General features: G+C 66.2%; 20 protein-coding genes and 1 pseudogene. 3 read left to right on the forward strand and 18 right to left on the reverse strand.

Annotated features, from left to right (window positions below):
* Nucleotides 1-35: 35 nt before the first annotated feature.
* On the reverse strand, nucleotides 36-1,430 hold the full coding sequence (locus ACFQB0_RS14290; protein ID WP_386732955.1) for a M16 family metallopeptidase: 1,395 nt from the start codon (nucleotides 1,428-1,430) through the stop codon (nucleotides 36-38).
* A 309-nt stretch (nucleotides 1,431-1,739) separates the two neighbouring features.
* On the opposite strand from ACFQB0_RS14290, the gene ACFQB0_RS14295 reads away from it, so the two are divergent.
* The gene (locus ACFQB0_RS14295) at nucleotides 1,740-2,327 is read left to right on the forward strand and encodes a TetR/AcrR family transcriptional regulator (protein ID WP_386732956.1); all 588 of its coding nucleotides are present in this window, start codon (nucleotides 1,740-1,742) and stop codon (nucleotides 2,325-2,327) included.
* Nucleotides 2,328-2,366: 39 nt separating this feature from the next.
* On the opposite strand, the gene ACFQB0_RS14300 is transcribed toward ACFQB0_RS14295, so the two are convergent.
* The 12 genes from ACFQB0_RS14300 to pdhA form a co-directional block, all read right to left on the reverse strand.
* A complete protein-coding gene (locus ACFQB0_RS14300; RefSeq protein ID WP_386732958.1) occupies nucleotides 2,367-3,323 on the reverse strand; it encodes an aldo/keto reductase in 957 nt (318 codons plus the stop codon).
* A gap of 309 nt (nucleotides 3,324-3,632) precedes the next feature.
* Nucleotides 3,633-5,297, reverse strand: a complete 1,665-nt coding sequence (locus tag ACFQB0_RS14305) for a SulP family inorganic anion transporter (RefSeq protein ID WP_386732960.1) — start codon at nucleotides 5,295-5,297, stop codon at nucleotides 3,633-3,635.
* Nucleotides 5,294-5,686, reverse strand: a complete 393-nt coding sequence (locus tag ACFQB0_RS14310; protein ID WP_386732962.1) for an ArsR/SmtB family transcription factor — start codon at nucleotides 5,684-5,686, stop codon at nucleotides 5,294-5,296. The genes ACFQB0_RS14305 and ACFQB0_RS14310 overlap by 4 nt, the downstream gene beginning before the upstream one ends.
* 1,452 nt (nucleotides 5,687-7,138) lie before the next feature.
* On the reverse strand, nucleotides 7,139-7,969 hold the full coding sequence (locus ACFQB0_RS14315) for an HpcH/HpaI aldolase/citrate lyase family protein (protein ID WP_386732964.1): 831 nt from the start codon (nucleotides 7,967-7,969) through the stop codon (nucleotides 7,139-7,141).
* Nucleotides 7,966-8,454 (reverse strand): MaoC family dehydratase, encoded by a 489-nt coding sequence (locus tag ACFQB0_RS14320; RefSeq protein ID WP_386732966.1) that lies wholly within the window; start codon nucleotides 8,452-8,454, stop codon nucleotides 7,966-7,968. The genes ACFQB0_RS14315 and ACFQB0_RS14320 overlap by 4 nt, the downstream gene beginning before the upstream one ends.
* Nucleotides 8,451-9,143 carry a CoA transferase subunit B gene (locus ACFQB0_RS14325; protein ID WP_386732967.1) on the reverse strand — a complete coding sequence of 231 codons (693 nt, stop codon included), beginning with the start codon at nucleotides 9,141-9,143 and terminating at the stop codon, nucleotides 8,451-8,453. The genes ACFQB0_RS14320 and ACFQB0_RS14325 overlap by 4 nt, the downstream gene beginning before the upstream one ends.
* Nucleotides 9,140-9,916, reverse strand: a complete 777-nt coding sequence (locus tag ACFQB0_RS14330; protein ID WP_386732969.1) for a CoA transferase subunit A — start codon at nucleotides 9,914-9,916, stop codon at nucleotides 9,140-9,142. The genes ACFQB0_RS14325 and ACFQB0_RS14330 overlap by 4 nt, the downstream gene beginning before the upstream one ends.
* The gene (locus ACFQB0_RS14335; RefSeq protein WP_386732970.1) at nucleotides 9,913-12,048 is read right to left on the reverse strand and encodes an ATP-binding protein; all 2,136 of its coding nucleotides are present in this window, start codon (nucleotides 12,046-12,048) and stop codon (nucleotides 9,913-9,915) included. The genes ACFQB0_RS14330 and ACFQB0_RS14335 overlap by 4 nt, the downstream gene beginning before the upstream one ends.
* Before the next feature lie 13 nt (nucleotides 12,049-12,061).
* Nucleotides 12,062-13,669, reverse strand: coding sequence for a carboxyl transferase domain-containing protein (locus ACFQB0_RS14340; RefSeq protein WP_386732971.1), 1,608 nt, complete (start codon nucleotides 13,667-13,669; stop codon nucleotides 12,062-12,064).
* A gap of 93 nt (nucleotides 13,670-13,762) precedes the next feature.
* The gene (locus ACFQB0_RS14345) at nucleotides 13,763-15,250 is read right to left on the reverse strand and encodes a dihydrolipoamide acetyltransferase family protein (protein WP_386732973.1); all 1,488 of its coding nucleotides are present in this window, start codon (nucleotides 15,248-15,250) and stop codon (nucleotides 13,763-13,765) included.
* Entirely contained in the window at nucleotides 15,247-16,278 is a 1,032-nt protein-coding gene (locus tag ACFQB0_RS14350; protein WP_386732975.1) for an alpha-ketoacid dehydrogenase subunit beta, read from the reverse strand. The genes ACFQB0_RS14345 and ACFQB0_RS14350 overlap by 4 nt, the downstream gene beginning before the upstream one ends.
* Entirely contained in the window at nucleotides 16,275-17,387 is a 1,113-nt protein-coding gene (gene pdhA, locus ACFQB0_RS14355; protein ID WP_386733299.1) for a pyruvate dehydrogenase (acetyl-transferring) E1 component subunit alpha, read from the reverse strand. The genes ACFQB0_RS14350 and pdhA overlap by 4 nt, the downstream gene beginning before the upstream one ends.
* A gap of 208 nt (nucleotides 17,388-17,595) precedes the next feature.
* On the opposite strand from pdhA, the gene ACFQB0_RS14360 reads away from it, so the two are divergent.
* Nucleotides 17,596-18,063: an Lrp/AsnC family transcriptional regulator gene (locus ACFQB0_RS14360; RefSeq protein ID WP_386732977.1), complete on the forward strand. Its 468-nt coding sequence runs from the start codon at nucleotides 17,596-17,598 to the stop codon at nucleotides 18,061-18,063.
* A gap of 224 nt (nucleotides 18,064-18,287) precedes the next feature.
* Here the strand turns inward: ACFQB0_RS14360 and ACFQB0_RS14365 are convergent, their stop codons facing one another.
* Nucleotides 18,288-20,588, reverse strand: coding sequence for a polyribonucleotide nucleotidyltransferase (locus tag ACFQB0_RS14365; protein ID WP_386732978.1), 2,301 nt, complete (start codon nucleotides 20,586-20,588; stop codon nucleotides 18,288-18,290).
* A gap of 725 nt (nucleotides 20,589-21,313) precedes the next feature.
* Between ACFQB0_RS14365 and ACFQB0_RS14370 the strand changes: the two genes are divergently transcribed.
* The gene (locus ACFQB0_RS14370; protein WP_386732980.1) at nucleotides 21,314-21,640 is read left to right on the forward strand and encodes a YciI family protein; all 327 of its coding nucleotides are present in this window, start codon (nucleotides 21,314-21,316) and stop codon (nucleotides 21,638-21,640) included.
* A 110-nt stretch (nucleotides 21,641-21,750) separates the two neighbouring features.
* Here ACFQB0_RS14370 and ACFQB0_RS14375 read toward each other — a convergent pair.
* The 4 genes and pseudogenes from ACFQB0_RS14375 to ACFQB0_RS14390 all read right to left on the reverse strand — a co-directional run.
* Nucleotides 21,751-21,955 (reverse strand): annotated as a pseudogene (locus ACFQB0_RS14375) (NADPH-dependent FMN reductase); the annotation flags it as partial.
* Between the two features lie 2 nt (nucleotides 21,956-21,957).
* Nucleotides 21,958-23,160, reverse strand: a complete 1,203-nt coding sequence (locus ACFQB0_RS14380) for an LLM class flavin-dependent oxidoreductase (protein ID WP_386732981.1) — start codon at nucleotides 23,158-23,160, stop codon at nucleotides 21,958-21,960.
* A gap of 168 nt (nucleotides 23,161-23,328) precedes the next feature.
* Complete coding sequence (locus tag ACFQB0_RS14385) at nucleotides 23,329-24,252, reverse strand: NADP-dependent oxidoreductase (protein ID WP_386732983.1); 924 nt, start codon at nucleotides 24,250-24,252, stop codon at nucleotides 23,329-23,331.
* A 159-nt stretch (nucleotides 24,253-24,411) separates the two neighbouring features.
* Nucleotides 24,412-25,902, reverse strand: coding sequence for an amino acid permease (locus ACFQB0_RS14390; protein WP_386732985.1), 1,491 nt, complete (start codon nucleotides 25,900-25,902; stop codon nucleotides 24,412-24,414).
* Between the last annotated feature and the right edge of the window lie 115 nt (nucleotides 25,903-26,017).

The raw sequence follows: 26,017 nt of genomic DNA on the forward strand, positions 1-26,017 counted from the left end.
AGTGTTACGTGGTGCGCGAGCGGACGTCGGAACGCTTAGCCTTGTGCGCGAGATGGCGGAAGAACCGCCTCGAAGGTCTCCGGGGTGATCGCACCGACGGCCGAAAGCGAGAGGGGTCGGCTTGCGAGCTCGGCGGCGAGTCGTTGCACGTCGTCGGCGGTGACGAGTGCGAGGCGGCGCAGGCCCTCGTCGAGGTCGACGAACTCGCCGAGGGTTATCTCCGAGCGCCCGAGCCGCGACATCCGGGTATCGGAGTCCTCCAGGGCGAGAGCGGACGCCCCGGACAGCTGTCCAGCGGCGCGCTGCATCTCGGCGGGAGTCACACCATGCTCGGCGAGACGGTTCAGCTCGCTCAGCATGAGCTCCGCGACCGCGCCAGCCTTAGCGGGGGTGCAGCCCGCATACATGCCGAACAGCCCCGCGTCCGAGTAGCTCGGCGCGTAGGAGTAGACCGAGTAGGCGAGGCCGCGCTTCTCACGGACCTCCTGGAACAGCCTCGACGACATTCCACCGCCGAAGATCGCGTTGAGCACGCTCATCGTCACCCGGCGATCGTCTCCCGCGATGAGACCCGGCATGCCGAGGAACATGGCGACCTGCTCGAGTGGTCGCTCGACGATGCTGAGGGCACGTCCACGCGTGATCTCGACGGCACTCGTCGAGCGACGGGCGACGGGCGACGCTTCGGCGGAGAGATCCCAGCCAGCCGCCTCGAGCGACCGTGTCACGTCTGCGACGAGCACATCGTGGTCGACCGCACCGGCGACGGAGACGACGAGGTCCTGCGGACGGTAGTTCGCACGGTAGTGCTCCCAGACCGCCGAGCGCGTGGCCGCCTCGATGTTCTCCGGCCGCCCACCGATCGGACGACCGAGCTCGTGCTCTCCGAGCACGGCCTCGAAGAGCCGTTCGTTCGCCACCTCCGCCGGGTCGTCCTCGGCCATCGAGAGCTCCTCGAGGATGACGCCGCGCTCGTTCTCGAACTCGGCCGGGTCGAGCAGCGACGAGGTGAGCATGTCGGTGAGCACTTCGATGGCCATCCGCAGATCGCGGTCCTGAACCTTGGCGTAGTAGCAGGTGTACTCCTTCGCCGTCATGGCATTGTTCTCTCCACCGACCGAGTCGAACGAGATGGCGATGTCAAGAGCGCTGCGGCTCATCGTGCCCTTGAACAGCAGATGTTCGAGGAAGTGCGTGGACCCGAACGTCGCCGGATGCGCCATGGCCCCGTCGCGCACAGCCCTGGCCGGGAGCTCGTCCCTGGATCCGACCGCGACCCAGTAGCCGATGGTCACACTGCGCGCACCGGGGACCTGCTCGCTGAGGATGCGCACACCGCTCGGAAGGACACTGCGCCGCACGCGCGAATCGCCCGATGCGAGAACTGACAGTTCGGCCAAGCCGAGTGGGAGTTCAACTGCACCGTTCATCACCAACCACCATACGCCAGACCCATGCTCTCACCGCATGCCGGTCAAACCACCGACAAACAGACGGTTCTGTCTACGTGTGCTAGATTGATCCGTGTTACACCGCGGTGACCACCCCAAAACACCGCGGCGAGACATGAGCTTTGAATCGCTTTCGGGCGTTACGGAGCTTTTTCCCGCCGACCCGAACGCCGGAGGAAGTTCACACTTCCGAGAGCCCTCACTCTCCGGGACGAAACACAGTGCGCGTGTCCCTAGCACTCGCACAGCACCACCGGGGTTCTACCCCGTGAACAAGGAGTTGGCTGGATGGTCGAGAAGAAGGATTCGACCATCCAGCCAACGACTCACGCGAAAGTGCGCATTCTCGCGACAGCCGACGCGCTGTTCTACCACGAGGGTGTCCATACCGTCGGGGTGGATCGGATCATCTCCGAGGCCAGCGTCACGAAGGCGACGTTCTACAAGTACTTCCGCTCCAAGGACACACTCATCGTGGCTTACCTACGGGGGCGCGACAAGCGCATCCGCCTGGTGTTGCACGACATCGAGACACGCTTCGACACGCCGGAACGGAGGCTCAAGGAACTCGCGCGCGAGATCGCCGAAGAGGTGATCCGCCCTGATTTCCGCGGATGCCCGTTCATCAACGCGACCGCCCAATTCGGTGATCCGACACACCCTGTCCGCGAGGCTATCACGGTGCATCGCGAGTGGTACATCGAGCAAGTAGAGAACCTCTTCCGCGGCGCGGGCCACCCGCATCCCGGCGATGCGGTCGACGAGTTCTTCCTCGCTCGAGACGGAGCGTTCGCAAGCGCGAACCTGGGCGATCCGGTCGCCGCCCACGCGGCACTGCTTCGTGCGATGAACCGGATCTTCGCGGACCTCGACTGAGTGTTCCGGCGAGTCCAGCGGACTGGCCGTTCGTCGCGGCTACGCCGTCGCCCGATCGAGGTCGAGCATGTCCGCCCGGCTGAGCCGAACGCGTGCGGCGTCCATGATCGCGTCGAGCTGCGTGGCAACGCTCACCCCGGTCACCGGCGCGGTCACCCCGTGCTTCGCCTGCAACCAGGCCACGGCGATCGTCGCGATCGGCACATCATGCTCGCCTGCGACGCGATCGAGCAGGGTGAGCACCTTGTTGCCCCGCCGGTTGAGGTAGGCAGTCGCGCGCGCGCCGCCCGTCGTGTTCTTGAGCGCACTCCTGGATCGGTAACCGCCCGCGAGGAATCCGTTCGCCAGCGCGAAGTACGGCATGACCGCAAGCGCCTGCGCACGCGCGACGAGTGCGAGCGAAGCCTCGAATGCGACTCTGTGCATCAGGTTGTAGTGCGTTTGCAGCGCACGGAAACGGGGAAGCCCGTTGGCCGCGAGCACACGCGCCTCGATGAGACGCTCCGCCGTGAAGTCTGATGCAGCGAGGTAGCGCACCTTGCCCGCCCGAATGAGCGCGTCGACAGCGCCGAGGCTCTCCTCGAGCGGGACGCTCGGGTCGTCCTCGTGGAAGTAGAGCAGATCGATGCGATCGGTCTGCAGACGCCCAAGCGAGGCGTCGACCGCGCCGACGATGCTCTCCGGGCTCAGCCCGGGGTTGTCCGGGTGACGACCGATCTTGGTCGCGAGCACGATCTCGTCGCGGCAGCGGCGCTCGCGCATCCAATCGCCGATGAAGAGCTCACTGCGACCGGCTGCGTAGCTGTCGGCGGTGTCGACGAAGTTGCCGCCGAGCTCGCGATGCCGATCGAGGATCGAGGTGGTCCGTTCGGCATCGAGAGTCCAGCCGAAGACGCTTCCGCCCAGAGCGAGCGGAAACACCCAGAGCGCGGTGTCCGCGAGATGCCTGCGGGCCGGCGAGAGGTCATGGTCGCTCGCAGCCTCCGGGATCGTCACTGCAGTGACGGGAGCGGAGATCAGTGAGGACTCACTCAGTGAGGGCTCACCCGAGGAGGCTTTCGCCCCCCGCCTCCGATGTTCCCGGGGATGAGCCGATAGCTGAGTCACGCCCCCTCCCTCCCCTATTGCAATGAGAATAGGCCCGAGCACTGGCACTTTCCGGGTGAGACGCGTGAACTGTTACCAAACTGTTCGTCGGGGTTCGGCAAAAAGTGGTGAGGATCCTTCGGTCTTCGGGGACGGTCGTCCCGTCGTGTCCGGCTGGGCGGCGATCACGCCCCTCATGACGAGCGCGAGGATCCGCCATCAGCCCGCAGCATCGATGAGGGTCCTGGCGTGCGTGATCGCCTCAGGCGTCTGCGAGAAGACACGCCCCTGTTCCCTCAGCTTCGCTGCGGCCCCGACCCGATCGAGCAATCTCTCATGGCCGGTGGCGATTCCCGAGATCAGCACGGCGATCCCCTTGTGCTCCAGTCGCGTGATGGCGTCGTCGAGCATCAGTGCGCCCGTCACGTCCAAGGTGCTCACCCGGCTCATCCGCAGAATCACGACGGAGACCTCGCTGACCTCGGTGAGCTCGATCAGGAATCGATGCGCGGCTCCGAAGAAAAGCGGGCCGTCGAATCGGTAGGCGACGATGTGCTCCGCCATGAGCTCTTGCTCCTCGGCATTGTGGTCGTTCGTGTCGAGGGGCACACGTTCGAGGTGCGCGGAGCGGGCCACGGCGCGCAGAGCGAGCAGTCCCGCCGCGACGAGTCCCACGACGACCGCCGTGATGAGGTCGATCGCGACCGTGACGGTGAAGGTCGTGAGCAGCACGATCGCATCCTGCCGCGTACCGCGGAGCATCGCCGAGATCGCGCCGAGCTGGATCATCTGCACCGTCGTCGCAAGCAGCACCCCCGCGAGCGCGGCGAGCGGAATGAAGCCGACGAGTGGGGCGGCCACCAGAACGACAGCGAGAAGAACAAGGGAGTGGACGACCGCCGCGAGTCGCGAGCGTGCGCCGCTCCGCACGTTGACGGCTGTCCTGGCGATCGCGGCGGTCGCCGGAACCCCGCCGAAGAAGGGCACGACGACGTTGGCGATGCCCTGGCCGAACAGCTCGCGATCGGGATTGTGCCGGTCGCCGACGCTCATGCTGTCCGCGACGGTGGCGCAGAGCAGGCTCTCGAGCGCGGCGAGGGCGGCGATGGCGAGCGCGGACGGCAACAGCGCGCCGACATTCCCGAGATCGAGGAATGCGGCGTCCGGAGCGGGAAGCCCGCGGGGCAGTTCGCCAATGCTCGGCAACCCGATCCCCAGAGCGGCTGTCGCGACGGACACGGTGACGACGGCGACGAGGGAGCGCGGCAACGACGGCCTCCACCGTGCGCCGATCAGGATCGTGCCGGCCACGCCGAGCGCTATCGCCGGGGCTGCGACGTCCGGGTGCTGCAGATATCGCATCAGCGCGTCGACGGCGACCGCCCAGAGCTGACCCTGCTCCCCCGGGGTGACACCGAGGACGTTCGGCACCTGCTGAACGGCGATCACGACGGCGATGCCCGCTGTGAACCCTTCGATGAGCGAGACCGGCAGATATCGCACGTAGCGCCCGATGCCGCTCAACGACAGCAGAAGCAGAAAGACACCGGCGACGAGTCCTACCTGGAGCACGCCGGGACCACCGAACTGGTGCACGATGGGCACCAGGACTACGGTCATCGCGCCCGTCGGTCCGGATACCTGCAGCTTGGAACCCCCGAAGACGGCCGCGAGGATTCCCGCGAGGATCGCCGTCGTCAGGCCCGCCTGCGCGCCCATACCCGACGCGATCCCGAACGCGAGAGCGAGTGGCAGCGCCACGACGGCGACGGTCAGTCCGGCGAGGAGATCGCGCCCCGGCGAGCGGCGGGCCGCGGCGAGATCCGCACTCTGCGGCAGCAATGTCCGCAAGAATCGCACCGTGCGCCGCTTTCGCGACGTCATCGCGTGCGATCAGAGATCAGGTCACCGGGTCGTTCACCACCGACGGCCTCGACGTCCTCGGCTTCCAGACTGTGCAGAAGCGCGCGGGAGTCTTGGAGGTTCGAGACGAGCATGCGCCGCGCGACGGCAAGCAGCTCGACCAGCTCGGGGTCACGAAGCGCATACAGGATCGTGTTTCCGTCTCGGCGGGTGACGACGACGCCGGCGCGCCGGAGCACGCCGAGCTGTTGTGACAGGTTCGAGATCTCACTGCCGATGCTGTCGGCGAGGCTCCCGACCGAAGCCTCCCCGCCGACGAGCAACTCGAGCACTCGTACCCGAATGGGGTGCCCGATGGCCTTGAAGAACTCTGCCTTGAGTTGGGCGACGGGTAGCTCGGAGGACAGCATGATTCTTTTATATCTCTATATAGCAATTCCTTCAAGTAGATCGATGTCCATCTCGGCGATACAGCCTTCCGCCTCGATGAGCTCCGCTCTCACCGAGCCGGCTGTCGACCGCCCGACAGTCCTGCCCATCTGAGAACCGACTCCGCGTGCCGCAGGACCGGCCCATCGACCATCCGGCCTCGAAACCGGAATGCACCGCGCTCCGAGGCCGCGGCGACCGGGGACAGACAGCCGTCTCGTAGACCAATGCTCAAACTGAGGGGTTGGATGGTTCCTGCTCGGTTGCGAACTCGTCGATCAGGGGATCCAACAGGCTAAGGCCTAGCTCCTGGGCGACGACCTCATGCCGAGCCTCACCGTCCATCGTGATTGTCACGTCGTACTGCCCAGCGAAGACGATGTGAACACGAGATCGCCGCCGAACGAGACCACTCAGACGTCGCGCCATGACGTCTGTGGCCAACACCTGGTAGTGAACAGCCGTGCGCTCCTGGTCGGCGCCAGGCGCTTGCCAAGTGTCGCATTCGACCTGGAACCACGCCGTCGGACCGGTTCCTCGACCCGCGCTCATACCAGTGACCCAACCCGATTGGATAATGAAGGGCACGACTCGTTTCCTCTTCAGCGTTGGTACTTAACTTTAACCGCAGGCGACAGCCAATGGCTCGGGAGACTCTGCTTTGGTCTGGACAGCCAACGCCGATTGAGCGTCGACCACGACCATCCAGTACCGAGTCGAAGGGCAGGTCGTCGTCCAGTATGACCAGCAGTCAGAATTGGAGTGAGTAATCCAAGCAACGTTGTCTACAAGCCAGACGCGTCGACGTTCACAGCCATCAGCCGTCGTGATCCTGGCATGGTCATGCGGAACCCAATTGGCGAGAATGACCGCGTCGCCCATCCGAGAAACGGAAGGGGTCTCCACGGTCTCTGCGCTCGCGGCCGTTGCCGCGCCGAGAGAGCTGAACGCCAGGAGTCCTGCGCCGAGCAGAAGCGTAAGACGCTGAAGCCCCCTCGCCGTCGGGCCCTTTCGTTTGATCGGTACCCCATCGCGTTCATCCACGACCACAGCGTCGGGGTCGTCTTCCATCGCCTGCATCCTCACTCGTACCCGCCATACTCGCCCATAGGGCAGTCGGAGCCTATCCACGACAGCCTTGCCCGGAACAGTCGGCATTAATACCCACTAGCGTCCGAACAGGGGACGTGATAGGAATCCTCGAACAGACTCGACGTCGGCAGCCTGCAGGAAGTGCAGTGAGCGCGTGAGTATCTCACCGAGCGTGTAGCTGGCGAGAGTGATGTGGTCGTGCCCGTCGGGTGCGGAGACTGGGTCGGAGGAATGAGGAGCCGCCCGCGCACCTCCCCGATGCACCCACACAGCGAGAACAGGTCCCAGTCCTCGCGCATCATCTCCAAGAAAATGACGACACCACGCTGAAGTTCCCGCTCTCACCGAGCCGGCTGTCGACCGCCCGACAGTCCTGCCCGTCTGAGAACCGACTCCGCGTGCCGCAGGACCGGCCCATCGACCATCCGGCCTCGAAACCGGAATGCACCGCGCTCCGAGGCCGCGGCGTCCAGCACAGCCTGCGCATCCGCGACCTCGTCGTCGCCCGGCCGATAGGCCGCCCGGATGACAGCCACCTGACTCGGATGGATGCACGCAGTCGCCGCGAAACCGCTGGCCACCGCGTCCTCTGCCTCGGCGGCGAGCCCATCGAGATCACCGAGGTCGAGGAAGACGGTGTCGATCGCGGCCTTGCCTGCGCCGCCGGCCGCGAGCAGCACCGTCGACCGGGCTTGGCGCGCCACGTCGCGATAGCGCCCGCCCGCGACGCGGCTCGATGAACCGCCGAGCGAAGCGACAAGGTCCTCAGCCCCCCACATGAGCGCTACGACATTAGCCGTCTCGGCGATCCGCGACGCCGCGACGACCCCTGCGGCGGTCTCGCAGAGCGCTACGACGTCGAAGCCACCGAGCGAAGCCGCCTCGTCTGCGCTTTCCACCTTCGGCAGCATCACCGTGCGGTATGCGGTGGCGCGAAGCGCGTCCAGGTCGGCGGCGAGATCGGCGGTGCCGGCCGGGTTCACCCGCACGATGGTGCGCTCGGGATCGAGAGGGTTCCTCACGAGTGCCGCGCGCGCGACGGCGCGCTCCGATGGGGCGACCGCGTCTTCGAGATCGATGATCACCGCATCGGCCCGCTCCGCCGCTTTGAGGTAGCGTTCCGGACGGTCTGCCGGGCAGAACAGCAGGGCCGGCCCGAGTTGAAAACTCATGGCGCGGCCCGTTCCCCGTGCGCGTCGCGACACCAGACGAGTGCGATACGCGATGCGGTCGCGACGACGACGCCGTCCTGGTTGCGTGCCGTGTGCGCGAGGGTGACGATGCCCTGCCCTGGGCGGGAGGATGAGAGGCGCTTCTCGGTGACGACGGTCTCGGAGTACAGCGTGTCACCGTGGAACAAGGGGTTCGGGAAGGCCACCTCGCCGAACCCGAGGTTGGCGACGAGCGTGCCCTGGGTGAGTTGTGCCACGGAGCTGCCGACGAGCGTCGCGAGGGTGAGCATCGAGTTGACGATGCGCTGCCCGAATGGCTGCGTCGCCGACCACGCCGCATCCAGGTGCAGACCCTGCATGTTCATGGTGAGGGTCGTGAAGAGAACGTTGTCCGCCTCGGTGATGGTGCGCCCGGGACGATGCAGGTAGCGCGTTTCGACCTCGAACTCCTCGAAGTAGAGTCCGCGCTGTTCGATGTCCTTCATGTCGGACTCCTCGCGATCATGCTGCTCCTCTCACGTGTCTTCCCGCGTCCAACAAGCTCGTCGACCGCGAGATCCGCGCCGGTTGCCGCAACCACCTGCTCGACGGAGACCCCCGGTGCGAGCTCCCTCAGCACGAGCCCACCCGGCGTCACGTCGATGACCGCAAGGTCGGTGATGATGCGATCGACGCACCCTCTCCCCGTGAGCGGCAGGGTGCACCGCCTCAAGATCTTGGGATTGCCGTTCCTGTCGACGTGCTCCATCATCACGATGAGTCGTTTGGCTCCGAACACGAGGTCCATCGCGCCACCCATGCCCTTGACCATCTTGCCGGGGATCATCCAGTTGGCGAGGTCTCCATTGGCGGCGACCTCCATCGCGCCGAGGACGGCGAGGTCGACGTGGCCGCCACGCACCATGCCGAACGAGATCGCCGAGTCAAAGAACGCGGCCCCCTGGTTGACGGTGACGGTCTCCTTGCCCGCGTTGATGAGATCCGGGTCGAGCTCGGCTTCGCTCGGGTACGGACCGACGCCGAGAATGCCGTTCTCGGAATGCAGCACGACCTCGATTCCGTCGGGAATGTAGTTGGGAATGAGTGTCGGCATGCCGATGCCGAGATTGACATACTGCCCGTTCTCGAGCTCCTGCGCCACCCGTGCCGCGAGCTCGTTGCGTGTCAGCGTCATGCTGCCGCCTTATCGGTCGCCACTGCGAACGAGACGGTGCGGCGCTCGATACGTTTCTCGACGGCTCCCGCGACGACCACCCGCTGCACGAAGATGCCCGGGGTGTGGACCCGCTCAGGATCGAGCTCGCCAGGCTCCACGAGCTCTTCGACCTCGGCGATGGTGATACGGCCACACGCAGCGGCGAGCGGGTTGAAGTTCATCGCCGCGGCGTGATAGACGAGATTGCCGTACCGGTCGCCTTTCGCAGCGTGGACGAGAGCGAAGTCCGGCCGAACGGAGCGTTCGAGCACATAGTCGACACCGTCGAAACTCCGCACCTCCCGGGGTTCGGAGCCCTTCACGATCGCGCCGTCCGCGCCGTAGAGCTGCGGCAGACCGCCCTCGGCGATCTGGGTGCCGACACCCGCCGGGGTGTAGAAGGCCGGGATGCCCGCTCCCCCCGCACGCATCCGCTCGGCCAGGGTTCCCTGGGGGGTGAGCTCGACCTCGAGCTCACCCGAGAGGAACTGTCGTGCGAACTCGGCGTTCTCCCCTACATAGGAGCTCACGGTGCGGCGGATGCGATGGTCGGCGAGCAGGATGCCCAGCCCCCAGTCGTCGACTCCGCAGTTGTTGCTGATGGTCTCGAGCTCCCGCGTTCCTTTGTCGTGCAGGGCCGCGATGAGGGCAATGGGGATACCGCACAGGCCGAACCCGCCGACGGCGAGACTCGCTCCGTCAGAGACGTCGCAGACGGCCTGCTCGGCGCTCGCGACGACTTTGTCGATCATGGCTGACCTCCTTGGTGTTCCGGGTTCTGGTTGGCGATGGTAGCGACGATCTGATCGAGCTTGACCAGCTCGCCCGGCCTGAGATGGATGCTCACCACCCCGGATACGGAGGCTGTGAGCCTATGCTCCATCTTCATCGCCTCGACGGTGAGCAGGGTCTGTCCCGCTTCGACGACATCCCCGTCCGCGACCTGCACGGCGACGACCGTCCCCGGCATCGGCGAGCGCACCTCCGGGCTGCCCGGTCGGTCTGCACGCGCGTTCGCGGCGAGATGCTCCGCGAGCCGCTCGGACCGGGTGCGCACCGTCAGCAGCGCGACGAAGCCGTCGGCGCCGAGCCAGAGCTCGCGACCGTTCCCGACGATGCTCCATACCGTGGCGACCCCGTCGACGGCGATGCTGAAGCGGGATTCCGCCCCGGCGACGGGGACGAGACTCACCGCGTGCGTCGTCGCGGATTCGCTTGCCGATCCGGGGCGTGCGGCGCCGACGGAGACGAACGCCGCATCCGCCGTCCCCTGCACGAGCACGTCGACCGTCTCCGTCGCGCTCACAGCGAGGCTGTAGCGGCTCGGCCGCGGCTCGGCCATGCGCCACCCGCTCGGTGCCGTCCACACCCGGCCAGGCCAGGTGACACCTCGCCCAGCTGCCTCGTCCGGTGCCGCCCAACGCTCGGAATGCAGATACACCGCGGCACTCGCGAGGAGGCCGTGGTCGATGGCGCGGAAGCGGATGGTGGGTAGACGTCGGTCGATGAGACCCGTATCGAGTCGGCCGGCCGCCACCTCGGGATCGGCGACGAGACCGCGCAGGTATTCGAGGTTGGTGTGCAGGCCGAGCACGACCGTGTCGGCGAGCGCGCCGTCGAGGCGGGCAAGCGCCTGCGCGCGGCTCTCGCCCCAGGCGACGATCTTCGACAGCATCGGGTCGTAGTGAGAGCCGATCTCGAGCCCCTGCACGAGCGAGCTGTCGATCCGCACCCCCTCGCCGGCCGGCTCATCGAGCAGCAGGACCGTTCCAGCCGTCGGCAGGAAGCCGCGCTCAGGGTTCTCGGCGTAGACACGTGCCTCGACCGCGTGGCCGTCGAGGCGCACGTCCTCCTGTCGCAGCACGAGCGGCTGACCCGCTGCAACGCGCAACTGCCACTCCACGAGGTCGATGCCCGTGACGAGCTCGGTCACAGGGTGCTCGACCTGCAGCCGCGTGTTCATCTCCATGAAGAAGAACTCGCTCGGCGCAGCATCCGACACCAGGAACTCGACCGTTCCGGCCCCCGTGTAGTCGACGCTCCTCGCGACCCGGCAGGCCGCGTCGCCGATCCGGGCGCGAGTCTCTGCGTCGAGCAGCGGCGACGGCGCCTCCTCGATGACCTTCTGATGTCTACGCTGCAGAGAGCACTCACGTTCACCAAGGTGGATGATGGCGCCGTACCGGTCGGCGAGCACCTGGACCTCGATGTGACGCGGTGCGGTGACGAACCGTTCCAGGAGGAGTGTGTCGTCTGCGAACGCGGATGCCGCGACCCGGCGGGCGGCCACGAGTCCGCTCGCGAGCTCGCCCGGCGCGTTCACGAGCTGCATGCCCTTGCCGCCGCCGCCCGCTGACGGCTTGATCAGCAGCGGATAGCCGACGCCGGCCGCCGCCGCGACGAGTTCCTCGTCGCTCAGTCCCGGCTCCGAGATCCCCGGGATGACGGGGACGCCGTAGCCCGCGACGTGGTTCTTGGAACGAATCTTGTCGCCCATCACTCCGAGGGCGCTCACGCTCGGCCCGACGAAGACGATGCCGGCGGTTTCGCACGCACGGGCGAGAGCGGCGTTCTCGGACAGGAATCCGTACCCGGGATGGATGGCCTCGGCGCCCGTCTGCTTCGCCGCGGCGATGATCGCGTCGATGTCGAGGTAGCTGGCCTGGGGCGCGGCCGGACCGATGCGCACGGCCGTGTCGGCGAGCGCGACATGCCTGGCACCGCGATCCGCGTCGCTGAAGACGGCGACCGAGCGGATGTCGAGCCGGGCGAGCGTGGTCAGAATGCGGCAGGCGATCTCGCCGCGGTTGGCGACGAGCACGGTGCCGAACATTGCCCGCCGCTCCGCCGGCGGTGTCCCGGCTGGGGGAACGGTGTCGTTCATGAGGATCATCCGTTCACATCCGGAAGAGGCCGAAGGAGGTTTCGCCCAACGGCGCGTTGGCGCACACGTCGAGGGCCAGTCCGAGTATCGTGCGCGTCTCGGCAGGGTCGATGACCCCGTCGTCCCAGAGCCGCGCGGTGGAGTAGTAGGGGCTGCCCTGAGTCTCATACTGTTCCCGGATGGGAGCTTTGAAGTCCTCCTCGGATTCCGGCGACCACTTCTCGCCACGCGCGTCGAACTGGTCGCGTTTGACGGTGGCGAGAACCGAGGATGCCTGAGCCCCGCCCATCACCGAGATACGGCTCGCCGGCCACATCCACAGAAAGCGCGGCGAATAGGCGCGGCCGCACATCGAGTAGTTGCCAGCGCCGAACGAGCCGCCGATCACGACAGTGAGCTTCGGCACACGCGTCGTCGCAACGGCGGTGACCATCTTGGCGCCGTGCTTGGCGATCCCCCCGGCCTCGTAATCCTTGCCGACCATGAAGCCGGAGATGTTCTGCAGAAACACGAGCGGGATTCCGCGCTGATCGCACAGCTCGACGAAGTGCGCCCCCTTCATCGCCGACTCCGAGAAGAGCACGCCGTTGTTGGCGACGATGCCGATCGGATGACCGTGCAGCCGGGCGAATCCAGTCACGAGAGTCGTGCCGTACTCCTTCTTGAACTCGTGGAACTCGCTGCCGTCGACGAGGCGCGCGATGACCTCGCGCACGTCGTAGGGGGCCTGCACGTCGACGGGCACGGCACCGTAGAGTTCGGCCGGATCGACGATGGGCTCCCGGCTCGGCGCCACCTCCCAGGCGGGGGCGGACGTCCTGGGCAGTGTTGCGACGATGTCGCGCACGATCTGCAGGGCGTGCTCGTCGTTCTCGGCCAGATGGTCGGTGACCCCGGAGATGCGGGAGTGCACCTCGCCCCCACCGAGTTCTTCGGCCGTGACGATCTCGCCGATCGCCGCTTTCACGAGCGGCGGGCCGCCGAGGAAGATCGTTCCCTGCCCGCGTACGATGACGGTCTCGTCGCTCATCGCGGGCACGTATGCGCCGCCCGCCGTGCAGGATCCCATGACCGAGGCGATCTGTGGGATCGCGGCGGCCGACATCCTGGCCTGGTTGTAGAAGATCCTGCCGAAGTGTTCCCGGTCGGGAAAGACCTCGTCCTGCATCGGCAGGAACGCGCCGCCGGAGTCGACGAGGTAGATGCACGGCAGCCTGTTCTCGAGCGCGACCTCTTGCGCCCGCAGATGTTTCTTGACCGTCATCGGGTAGTAGGTTCCACCCTTGACGGTGGCGTCGTTCGAGATCACGAGCACGTGCCTGCCGTGGATGAGCCCGACACCGGCGATGACACCCGCCCCGGGGGACTCGTCGTCGTAGAGGCCGTTCGCGGCGAGCGGAGCGAGTTCGAGGAACGGGCTGCCCTCGTCGAGGAGATGGTCGATGCGTTCGCGCGGCAGCAGCTTGCCGCGCGCGATGTGACGTTCGCGAGAGGCTGGCAGTCCACCGGCGGCGGCGGCAGCGAGTTTGTCGTGCAGTTCTGTCACAAGAGAGCGCTGAGAGGCCTCGTTGTCAGCGAAGCCCGAGCTTGCCGCATCCACCCTGCTGGTCAACGTCGTCATCGAGCCTGTGTCCCCATCGACCTCGTCCTGTCTGTCAAACCATCATGTCGGCTCGGCATGCTGCCGCGCCAGGTTCTCTCGCCGAGCCGCGCATCACACCATGGTCAGCACCCTGCCGGGTTCGGCGAGGATCGAACCGACGTCGGCGAGGAATCGTGAGCCCTGTTCGCCGTCTACGAGCCGGTGGTCGAACGACAGGCTGAGGGTCACGATGTCGCGCAATGCGATACCGCCTCGAAACTCACGGGGCTCCCGGCGCACCGCGCCCATGGCGAGGATGCCGGCCTCACCAGGATTGAGGATAGGGGTGCCAGCGTCGATACCGAAGACTCCGATGTTCGTGATCGAGATCGTGCCGCCTTCAAGATCTGCCGGTGGCGTCTTGCCGGCCCGCGCGGTCTGGGTGAGCTTGGCGAGCGCCGAGACGAGTCCGGCGAGGTCGAGCGCATCGGCGTCCTTGATGTTGGGCACGAGAAGACCACGCGGCGTCGCGGCCGCGATGCCGAGGTTGACGTAGTGGTACTGCACGATCTCCTGGGCCGCATCGTCCCAGTGCGCATTGAGAGAGGGGGTGCGCGTCACCGCGACGCAGACCGCCTTCGCGACGACGGTGAGGATGTTGACGTGGATGTCCGAGAACGCGCGGTCCTCCTTGAGCGCGGCGAGCAGTTCCATCGTCCTGGTCACGTCGACGGTCAAGAATTCCGTGACATGCGGTGCCGTGAACGCGCTCTGCACCATCGCCGCAGCGGTGAGCTTGCGCACGCTCCTGATCGGGGTGCGCGTCTCACGTTCCGCGCTCCCAGATCTTGCGACGCCGGCCGAACCGTCACCGCCGGTCGAACCGTCCCCACCGGCCGAACCGTCCCCGCCGGTCGAGCCGGTCGAAACCAAGGCTCCCGCCCCCGCCGTCCCGGTTGCCACCGCGAGCACGTCGTCGCGCGTGATGAGCCCGTCTGCCCCGGTTCCCGTGACCGTTCCGAGGTCGACTCCCAGGCCGCGGGCAAGCTTGCGCACGGGCGGGGTGGAGCGAAGGCGCTCGCCGATCGCACCGGTTTCGACGACCTCAACCGGGGACGGTGGGCGCGGCTCGACCGGCGTAGACGCGGCATGTGCATGGGCACGGCGCACCGGGCGCCCCGTCCCCTCGTCTTTCGCTCCGTAGCCGACGAGGTTCGGCTCGGGAGCGTCCGGTGCCGGCGCGGCTCGCATCGTGTCGCCCTCGCCTCCCGCGAGGCCGGAGGGGCCGGAGACGCCCGAGTCCGACGAAGCCCCTGGGTCGGCTGAGCCCTCACCGGGTGCCGGAACATCCATGCCGGCCTCGCCCACGGCTCCGTCGTCCACCTCGAACGCGACGATCCGCTCTCCGACGTTCACGGTGACGCCGGGTTCTGCATATAACTTGGCGACCGTGCCGGCGAAGGGCGACGGCAACTCGACGATGGCCTTGGCCGTCTCGACATCGGCGATGATCTGGTTGAGCGCGACAGCGTCGCCGACGGCGACGCGCCAGGTCACGATCTCGGACTCGGTGAGTCCCTCGCCGAGATCCGGCAGCACGAAATCGCGTATGACGCTCACAGGAGGCTCCCCCCGGATTCGCTCGCGAGCGCACTGAGCGAGTTCGGGCGGTCGAGCGCACGGTCGACACCATCGAGGATGCGGTCGAGGTCCGGCAGATGGTATGACTCCAGCTTCGACGCCGGGTAGGGGATGTCGAAGCCAGTCACCCGCACCGGGGCGTGCTCGAGATAGTCGAAGCACCGTTCGGTGAGGCTCGCGGCAATCTCGGCGCCGAGCCCGCCCGACTGCGCAGCCTCATGTGTGACGACGAGCCGACCGGTCTTGCGCACGGAAGCCTCGACGGTGGCGAAGTCGATGGGCGCGAGCGAGCGCAGATCGATGACCTCGATCGAGATGCCATCGTCGGTGGCGGCGACCGCCGCATCACGCGCGGTCGGCACGAGTGGTCCGTAGGCGACGAGGGTGACATCCGTTCCCCTCGTCACGATGTGCGCCCCGCCCATGGGAGGGGCGTCGTCGAGCGGCCGCTCCAGTTCGACCTCGCCCTTCATGTGGTAGCGACGCTTCGGCTCGAAATAGAGTACGGGATCGTCGGATGCGATCGCCTGCTGGATCATCGTGTACGCGTCCTGCGGGTTCGATACGCTCACGACCCGCAGTCCGGAGGTGTGCGCGAAGTAGGCCTCGGGAGACTCTGAGTGGTGCTCGGCCGCGCCGATGCCGCCGCCGAACGGGATGCGGACGGTGATGGGCATCTTCACCGCGCCGCGCGTGCGGTAATGCAACTTGGCGACCTGGCAGACGATCTGGTCGAACGCCGGGTAGACGAAACCGTCGAACTGGATCTCGACGACCGGGCGATAGCCGCGGAACGCGAGGCCTACGGCGGTGCCGAGGATGCCGGCTTCGGCGAGCGGGGTGTCCACGACCCGCCGCGGTCCGAACTCCCTCTGCAGGCCGTCGGTAATGCGGTAGACCCCGCCGAGGGCACCGATGTCCTCGCCCATGACCACGACCTTGGGGTCGGTGCCGAGGGCATTGCGCAAGCCTGCATTGATGGCACTGGCCATGGTCATGATCGTCATCGGTGATCTCCTTGCGTCGCGGCATCCGTTTCGCCTAAAGACTGCAAATACCGGGTGTATTGCTCGCGCTCACGCTCGATCGTGGTGTTCGGCTCGGCATAGACGTTGTCGAAGACGGAGAGCGGCTCGGGATCGGGCATCGAGATCGTCGCGGCACGCAACTCGACGGCGACGGCATCGGCCTTCGCCGAGACGCGCTGTTCGAGCTCGGGTGTGAAGCCGCCGAGACCGCGCAGGTAAGCGGCGAGACGGGCGATCGGATCGCGAGCTCCCCACTCCTCGAGCTCGACCGGGTCGCGGTAGCGCGTGGGGTCGTCGGCGGTGGTGTGCGGCCCCATGCGATAGGTGACCGCTTCGATGAAGGTGGGACCGCCGCCGGTGCGAGCTCGGTCGAGCGCGATGCGGGTGGCCGCCATCACGGCGAGGACGTCGTTGCCGTCGACACGCAGGCTCGGGATGCCGAACCCGGGCGCTCTATCGGCGATGGGCCGGTGCGCCTGCAATCCGACGGGTTCGGAGATGGCCCAGTGGTTGTTCTGGCAGAAGAAGATCACGGGAGCCTGGAACGTCGCGGCGAAGACGAGAGCCTCATTCACGTCGCCCTCGCTCGTCGCTCCGTCACCGAAATAGGCGATGGCCACCGAGTCGTCGCCATCGGCCTGGATGCCCAGTGCGTAGCCGGTTGCATGCAGCGTCTGTGCTCCGATGATCACCTGCGGTGTGGCCATGTTGATGTCGTAGGGGTTCCATCCCGACGATGCCACGCCCCGCCAGACCCGGGTGAGGTCGGCGAGCCGGACGCCTCGACAATAGGCTACGGCGTTCTCACGGTAGCTCGAGAAGACGAAGTCGTCGGGCCGGAGCGCCCTACCGGAGCCGATCTGCGCGGCCTCCTGTCCGAGCAGAGGCGGCCAGAGGCCGAGCTGGCCCTGGCGCTGCAGCGCCGTCGCCTCGGCGTCGATGCGCCGGACCACGACCATGTCCTCGTAGAGATCGGCAAGAGCCGCGGCGTCGAGGTCGGCGATCCACGGGTCGATGGCCGGATTGCCGATGCGTTCGCCGGTGGGGGTGAGAAGCTGAATCGCGTCCTCGAACGGTACGAGGAGCATCGCCTCCTGAGTCTGATTGGACACTGCGCGCAACCTTTTCTGTCACGTCCGGAACCGGGACCGCTTGTGGCTTCGCCGATCCGCCCGCGGCGTCGCTGCCGAAGGTACTGCGACCCTACGCGCGGTGCTCATCAAGCACAAGTACCCGAAGAATTATTGATCACTGTGCTCTATTGATGGGAAACAAGCCCCGCTATAGTTTGGCAGTATGCACAATCTCGATGCGACGGATATTCAGCTTCTCCTCGCCCTCTCCGAGGACCCGAGGTCCACCTTCGTCGCACTCGCCGAGAGACTCGGCCTCTCACGCAACACCGTTCAGGCGCATATGGCCAAACTGGAGCGCACGAACGTGTTCCAATCGTTCGACCGACGGCTCAATCCGGTGCCTCTCGGCTATCCGCTGACAGCCTTCGTCTCGGTGCATGTGCAGCAGAAGAAGCTCGGCGCGATCGTGGAGGAATTGGTCGCAATACCCGAGATCATCCAGGCGCACGGCCTCAGCGGGCAGAGCGACCTGCTCGTGCGGGTGGTCTGCACCGATGCCGAGGATCTCTTCCGCATCGACGCCCTCATCCTCGCCTGCGACGGGGTGGAGCGCACCGAGACGTCGCTGGCGATGGGCGAGCTCATTCCGTTCCGGATGCGCCCGCTTCTCAAACGCAGCGTCCGTTAGTCGGGCCGGGGCCGATGGCGCTTCTCGGCTGCCGCCCCGACGGGTTGGCGACCAGGACCGCTCCAGCAGTCTGTCCGGCCCCGCCAGAACGCGACACCGTCAGGCACGCTCACCACCTCTTGGAGGAGACACCTTGCCATCGCCTTGCCACCGTTGGACCGCTCCCTGAGACGACGGATGCCCGCCCAGCACGAGAGCGGGACGGGCATCCGGTGCGAGTGGAACTACTCTGCCTCGGCGCCTTCCGCAGGCCCGACGGGGCCTTCGCTGGCGGCGTCACGGCCGTGGGTCTCCGCCTCGTCGGCGACGACCGGGGCGAGCGAGAGCTTGCCTCGATCGTCGATCTTGGTGATCTCGACGAGGATCTTCTGGCCGACGCCGAGCACGTCTTCGACGTTCTCGACACGCTTGCCACCGGCGAGCTTACGCACCTCGGAGATGTGCAGCAGGCCGTCCTTGCCGGGAAGCAGCGAGACGAAGGCGCCGAAAGTGGCGATCTTCACGACGGTCCCAAGGAACTGCTCGCCGACCTCGGGGTTGGTCGGGTTGGCGATGGCGTTGACCTGAGCGCGAGCGGCCTCGGCCGAAGGACCGTTGACGGCGCCAATGTACACGGTGCCGTCCTCCTCGATCGAGATGTCGGCTCCGGTCTCGTCCTGGATCGCGTTGATCGTCTTGCCCTTCGGGCCGATCAGCTCGCCGATCTTGTCGACCGGGATCTGCACGGAGATCACGCGAGGCGCGGTCGGGGCCATCTCGTCGGGGGTATCGATCGCGGCGTTGAGCACCTGGAGGATCGTCGAGCGGGCGTCCTTCGCCTGCTTGAGCGCGGCGGCGAGCACCGAGGCAGGGATGCCGTCGAGCTTCGTGTCGAGCTGGATCGCGGTGACGAACTCCGAGGTGCCGGCGACCTTGAAGTCCATGTCGCCGAGCGCGTCTTCGGCACCGAGGATGTCGGTGAGCGCCGCATAGCGGGTCTGACCGTCAACGGTGTCGGAGATGAGGCCCATGGCGATGCCCGCGACCGGTGCGCGCAGTGGCACACCGGCGTTCAGCAGCGACAGTGTCGAGGCGCATACGGAGCCCATCGACGTCGAACCGTTGGAGCCGAGAGCCTCCGACACCTGACGGATCGCGTAGGGGAACTCCTCGCGGTTCGGCAGCACCGGCACGAGAGCGCGCTCGGCGAGCGCGCCGTGGCCGATCTCACGACGCTTCGGTGAACCAACACGACCTGTCTCACCCGTCGAATACGGCGGGAAGTTGTAGTTGTGCATATAGCGCTTCTTGGTGACAGGGCTCAGTGAGTCGATCTGCTGCTCGAGCTTGAGCATGTTCAGCGTGGTGACGCCCAGGATCTGGGTCTCGCCGCGCTGGAAGATCGCCGAACCGTGCACGCGCGGGATCACAGCGACCTCCGCGTCGAGCGGACGGATGTCGGCCAGCCCGCGGCCGTCGATGCGAACACCCTCGTTGAGCACGCGCGAGCGCACGACGAGCTTGGTGACCGACTTGTAGGCGGCGCTCACCTGGCTGTTGGCGGAGGCGTCGAGCTCTCCGGCCTCGACCTTGGCGACGATGGCTTTCTTGACGCGGCCCTTGAGCTCGTCGTCGGCGTTCTGACGCTCGATCTTGTCGGCGATCTGGTAGACGCCTTTGAGCTCGTCATAGGCGAGTCCCGCGACGACGTCGTAGAGATTCTGCGCATAGGGCGGGAACAGCTGAAACTCGGCGGTCGGCTTGGACGCCTGTGCCGCGACCGAGGCCTGGGCCTCGACGAGCTGCTTGATGAACGGCTTCGACGCCTCGATCCCCTCGGCGATGACCTCTTCGTTCGGCTTGATGGCGCCGCCCTTGATGAGCTCCCAGGCGTTGTCGGTCGCCTCGGCCTCGATCATCATGATCGCGACGTCCTGGCTGCCATCGGCATCGGTCACGACGCGGCCAGCGACGACCATGCTGAACACGGCTTCGGCGAGCTGGGTGTGCTTCGGGAAGGCGACCCACTGGCCGGTGCCAGGGCCGTCGGGGATGAGCGCGACACGCACACCGCCGATCGGTCCCGAGAACGGCAGGCCCGCGATCTGGGTCGACATGGATGCCGCGTTGATCGCGAGCACGTCGTAGAGCTCGTCGGGCTCGATGGCGAGCACGGTGACGACGACCTGGATCTCGTTGCGGAGACCGTCGACGAACGACGGGCGCAGAGGACGGTCGATAAGGCGACAGGTGAGGATCGCCTCGGTCGATGGACGGCCCTCACGACGGAAGAACGAGCCGGGGATGCGCCCAGCTGCATACATGCGCTCTTCGACGTCGATGGTCAGCGGGAAGAAGTCGAAGTTGTCCTTCGGCTGCTTGCTGACCGAGGTCGCCGAGAGAAGCATCGTCTCGTCGTCGATGTAGGCGGCTGCAGAGCCCTGGGCCTGCTGAGCGAGACGACCGGTCTCGAAACGGATGGTGCGGGTGCCGAACTTGCCGTTGTCGATAACGGTCTCGGCGAACGTGATTTCTGGACCTTCCAAGAGGTCTTTCTCCTTTGTTTTACGTCGTCACCCCGTGTGGGTACGACTCGTACGCAGGAGCAGGGAACAGGCAGAACTAAGCGTCTCAGGATGAGTCGCTCACGCTGGCCACCAGTAGAAGTCCGCCAACCGTTGACGGTTGGAGATCCACCACAGGGGACCAGCTTCCTGCCAGCCTGCTCCGTTGGTGCTCGATATTGAGTTGTAGGGTAGAGCCTGCCGCACCCTCGAGACGAGGGATTTCGACGTAAGCACGACCGTGGGCGGCCCTACGGGCAACCGAGTCAACTGTAGCAGGACGATCCGTTCTCGGCCGCTTCGTGGAGTGCCGAACGTGTCGCGTCATGAACCGGCGATTGCGCTGTCCCTCTTTTCTTGAGGATCCTAGAGAACCTTGAGGATCCTGGAGAACCCTTCCCGTCGAAGACCGCGCGACGCCCCCCGGGGCTCCGCTTCCCGTGCATCCGACCACCTCGTGGCCGCCGAAACCCGATGCAAGAGGAGAAATTCTCATGCGTCTCACCTCGCCGTGCACGGGTTCGAGCAGGGAACGCACCCATGGTACGACCTGTTCTCAGGCACTGTCCCAGCCTCCGGACCCGGAACGGATAGTTCAGGGTGGGTCCGTTGTGTGGAGAGATTCCAGAGCGTATCTTGAGCACTAACGGAGCGATAGTCGCGCCGAACCCTCACCTACCACATCCCAACAGGTGAAAGGAACGATCATGAGCAGATTCGTCATGCTATACAACTCTCCCATCGGTGCGGAAGAGCAGGTGCGGCAGTCTCTCGAGCAGGGCGAAGCCGATATGCAGGAATGGACGGCATGGGCCGATAGGGCTGGCAACGCACTTGTGGACTTCGGCCTACCGCTCGGCAACGGACGCATCGTCACCTCCCGCGGCTCGGGCCCTGCCGAGAGCAGTATCGCCGGCTACTCGATCGTCGAGGCCAAGGATGCCGATGCCGCGGTCGCGGTCGTGAACGGGCATCCGCACCTCAAGAACGGCAGCATCGAGGTGCACGAGGCGCTCGAGATCCCCGGTATGTAGCGCCACCCTGATAACGCGCGCAACAACACGACGAATGCCGCCTCAATCGGGACGAGTCCCGGAAAGGCGGCATTCGTGCGTGTGACGACAGGGGTCTCGATGCGTCATCGGTAGCTCGTGGTGAAGATCGGCGTGACGGCGATGAGCCCGTCTGCACCCGTCACCTTCTCGGCGGCGGCGCCGAGTGCGGGACTCGGAAGGCCGGTGAGAAGGTTACGCGCGACCGCCGCATCCGCGAGCCTGTCGGCGAGCAGACGCGTCGACGATGGCTGGCTGAGCCCCGGCCGAGACGGCGGCGAACCTTCTCGAGGTCATGGCTAGGCCCCTTTCACGACATCGGGATCGAAGGCTGCGCCAGGTGCCGCGACGGACGCCATCGGACCGACCCCCTCGTCCGCGGTTCTCGCAACCGCACTCGTGCCACTATGGGCACTGTCGCCGGCAGCAGCCTGCCGCGCCGCCCGGAGCGAAGCATGGGTCGGGGCATCGGGGACATGGGCCGGGCGCCGGGCGTCGAGCTCGCGACGGAGCACCGGTACGACCTCCGCACCCAGGATGTCGAGCTGCTCGAGCACGGTCGCGAGCGGAAGCCCGGCGTGATCCATGAGGAAGAGCTGACGCTGGTAGTCGCCATAGTATTCCCGCATCGACATGTAACGGTCGATGACCTGCTGGGGGCTTCCGACGGTCAGCGGGGTCTGTTCGCTGAACTCCTCGAGACTCGGCCCGTGTCCATACACGGGCGCATTGTCGAAGTACGGGCGGAACTCGCTCACGGCGTCCTGCGACCTGGGCCGCATGAAGACCTGACCGCCGAGACCGACGATCGCCTGGTCTGCGCCGCCGTGACCGTAGTGTTCGAAACGCTGACGGTAGAGACCGATCAGGCGCATGTAGTGCTCCTTCGGCCAGAAGATGTTGTTCGCGAAGAAGCCGTCGCCATAGTACGCGGCTTGTTCGGCGATCTCAGGACTGCGGATCGAACCGTGCCATACGAACGGAGGCACACCTTCCAACGGGCGAGGCATCGACTGGAAGCCTTGCAGCGGAGTCCGGAACTGGCCCTGCCAGTCCACGTAGTCCTCACGCCACAGACGGTGCAGCAGGTTGTAGTTCTCGATGGCGAGCTCGATGCCATCGCGGATGTCCTTTCCGAACCACGGGTACACCGGTCCGGTGTTACCACGCCCCATCATGAGGTCGACGCGGCCGTCGGCAAGGTGCTGGAGCATCGCAAAATCCTCGGCGATCTTCACCGGGTCGTTCGTCGTGATGAGCGTCGTGCTCGTCGACAGGATGAGCTTCTCGGTCTTGGCGGCGACATAGCCGAGCATCGTCGTCGGGCTCGACGGAACGAAAGGCGGGTTGTGGTGCTCTCCGGTCGCGAAGACATCGAGGCCGACCTCCTCGGCTTTGAAGGCGATCGCGAGCATGGCCTTGATGCGCTCGTTCTCGGTCGGTGCACGACCTGTCGTCGGATCGATCGTGACGTCGCCGACGGTGAAGACTCCGAACTGCATGACGGAAGACCGCCCCTCTCTGTTCTGTCTGCGCCGCATCCTCCTGCGCATTTTCTATGCGTTTGCATACACATAGGAGAACGGATGCCCCCACAAGGGTATTCCCGAACCCTTCGGCGCGCCGCCGCGAGAGCCCGCCGGGATCCCCGGTTTCGAGGCCGACTTGGGCTACTCGGTGACCAGCACGATCTTGCCGCGCGCATGGCCCTCTTGCAGCTTGGCGTAGGCCTCTCGCACCCGCTCGAGCGGGAAGCTCGAGTCGATCGGGAACTCGATCTCGCCGTCGGCGATGAGCTGCGCGAGCACCGCAAGGTCGGCAATACTCGCCTCGGCCCCACCGATTCCCGTCCCGCCGACCTCTTGGACCGCCGCACGGTCGGCGATCGAGTTGATACGACTCGGGTCGACGCCGAGCGCGATCCCGGCCTCGATCGTCGCACGACCGTGATTGTCGAGCACGGCGGTCACACCGTCGGGTGCGAGGCCGCGAATGCGCTCCACGAGTCCGTCGCCGTATTCAACGGGGACGATACCGAGCGAACGCAGGAACTCGTGGTTGTCGGTGCCTGCCGAGCCGATCACGGTCGCACCAGCGCGCTTGGCGAGTTGCGCCGCCAAAACCCCGACTCCTCCGGCGGCGGCGCTGACGAGCACCGTGTCGCCCTTGCCGTGATGCTGAGCCGCGACACTCGCCCAGGCGGTGCGGCCTGCGATGTCGAGTCCGCCCGCCTGCTCCCAGCTGAGACCGGCGGGCTTCGCGACGAGCTTGGCGGGGTCGGCGACGAGGTAGTCTGCTTGAGCGAAAAATCGACTCCCTCCGAGTACCTCGTCCCCGATGCGCCATCCCTCGACGCCTTCGCCGATTTGGTCGACGACCCCGGCGAAGTCGTTGCCGTTCCCCGAGGGGAAGGCGCCGAGACCATAGGCAGCGCCGAGTTGCGGATAGACGAGGATCTTCCAGTCGACCGGATTGAGGCCGGCGACCTTGACCCGCACCCGCACCTCGCCAGGACCCGCCTGAGGCTCGGGCACATCGCTGACGGTGAGTGCGTCGGTGCTTCCGAGGTGATCGAATGTGATGGCTCTCGACATGATGCTCCTTGCTCGATGATGATCGCGGTCATGTACCCGGTCGGGCCGCTAGCGAACTCGACCGTCATGAGATGTGACGCCGGAGCGTCCTCGGGCATTCCCGATGACGACGAGTGCGGGACCGGGCACAAGTTCGCGGTGCCGGCGGGTCGAGCCAGGTCACTCCGCGTCGACGAGGAGTCCGCGTGCCCTGCGGCCGACGATCGAATGACTGCGGCTGTAGCCGAAGTAGATGATGAAACCGAGCAGGAGCCACCCGAGGAACCGCACCCAGGTGAGGGTCGTGAGGTTGAGCATGAGCCACACGCAGAGGGCAGCAGAGAGGAACGGCAGGAACGGCGACCACGGCACCCGGAAGGCGCGTTTGAGGTCTGGGCGCTTGCGCCGAAGCACGACGACCGCGATGCTCACCAGCACGAACGCAGAGAGGGTGCCGATGTTGATCATCTCCTCGAGGATGCCCACATCGGTCAGACCCGCGATGAGGGCGACGAGGGCACCCACCGCGATCTGCACACGCACCGGGGTGTGCCGGGTATCGGATGTGCGGCTGAACCAGTGTGGCAGCAGTCCGTCGCGACTCATCGCGAAGATCACACGAGCCAGACCGAGCAATAGCACCATGATCACCGTGGTGAGTCCGGCGAGGATCCCGACGGAGATGATCTGAGCGGCCCATCCGGCGCCGACCTCGATGAAGGCCGTGGCAAGACTCGGCTCCTTCGCTGCCGCGAGAGTCGTATACGGCACCATGCCGGTGAGCACGAGGGTCACACCGATGTAGAGCAGGGCCACGATCGCGAGGCCGCCGAAGATGCCACGTGGCAGAGTGCGTTGGGGGTTCTTCACCTCCTCGGCCGAGGTCGCTATGACGTCGAAGCCGACAAAGGCGAAGAAGACCAGCGACGCCCCAGCGAGCAGGCCGCACACGCCGTAGTGAGCGGGCACGGCTCCCGTGATGAACGAGAAGAGCGGCTGGGCCCAGACGCCACCACCACCGGCCGCCGGAACGGACTCGGGAATGAACGGCGTGTAGTTGACCGGGTTGATGAAGAAGGCGCCGACGACGATCACGAACAGCACGATCGCGACCTTGATGACGGTGAACACGCTGCTGACCCTCGATGAGAGCTTGGTGCCGAGCACGAGCAGGATGGTGAAGATCGCGACGATCAGGAATGCTCCCCAGCTGATATCGAGACCGAGCACGGTGATGGTCGCCGGGACATCCCAGTCCCACAGCGTGAACACGTTGCTCAGGTAGATGCCCCAGTACTTGGCGATCACCGCCGCTGACGTGAGTATCTCAAGGATGAGATCCCAGCCGATGACCCAGGCGAGCAGTTCACCGAGCGTCGCGTAGGTGTAGGTGTAGGCGGAACCCGCGACGGGGATCGTGGACGCGAACTCGGCGTAGCACATGATCGAGAGGGCACAGGTGATCGCCGCGAGCACGAAGGCGACGGTGACGGACGGACCGGCATAACTGCCCGCAGCCTTCGCGCCGACCGAGAAGATCCCGGCGCCGACCGCGACGGCGACCCCCATGACCATGAGATCCCAGGAGCTGAGGCTTCTGGTGAGGCTCCGGTGCTCCAGATGCGAGTCGGCCAAGGAATCTTCGACGGTCTTCGTGCGCCAGAGTGACATGAAGCCGAGACTACCTCGGACGAGGGTCGACGGCGAAGGTGCTGGTCCGGGTTCCGTGGTCCGCCCCGCGCTGCCTGTCGTCCCTCGTCGCGGACGGATGAGGCCCTCTGACTCT

Origin of the sequence: Luethyella okanaganae (assembly GCF_042660285.1) — a bacterium.
GTDB lineage: Bacteria > Actinomycetota > Actinomycetes > Actinomycetales > Microbacteriaceae > Luethyella > Luethyella okanaganae.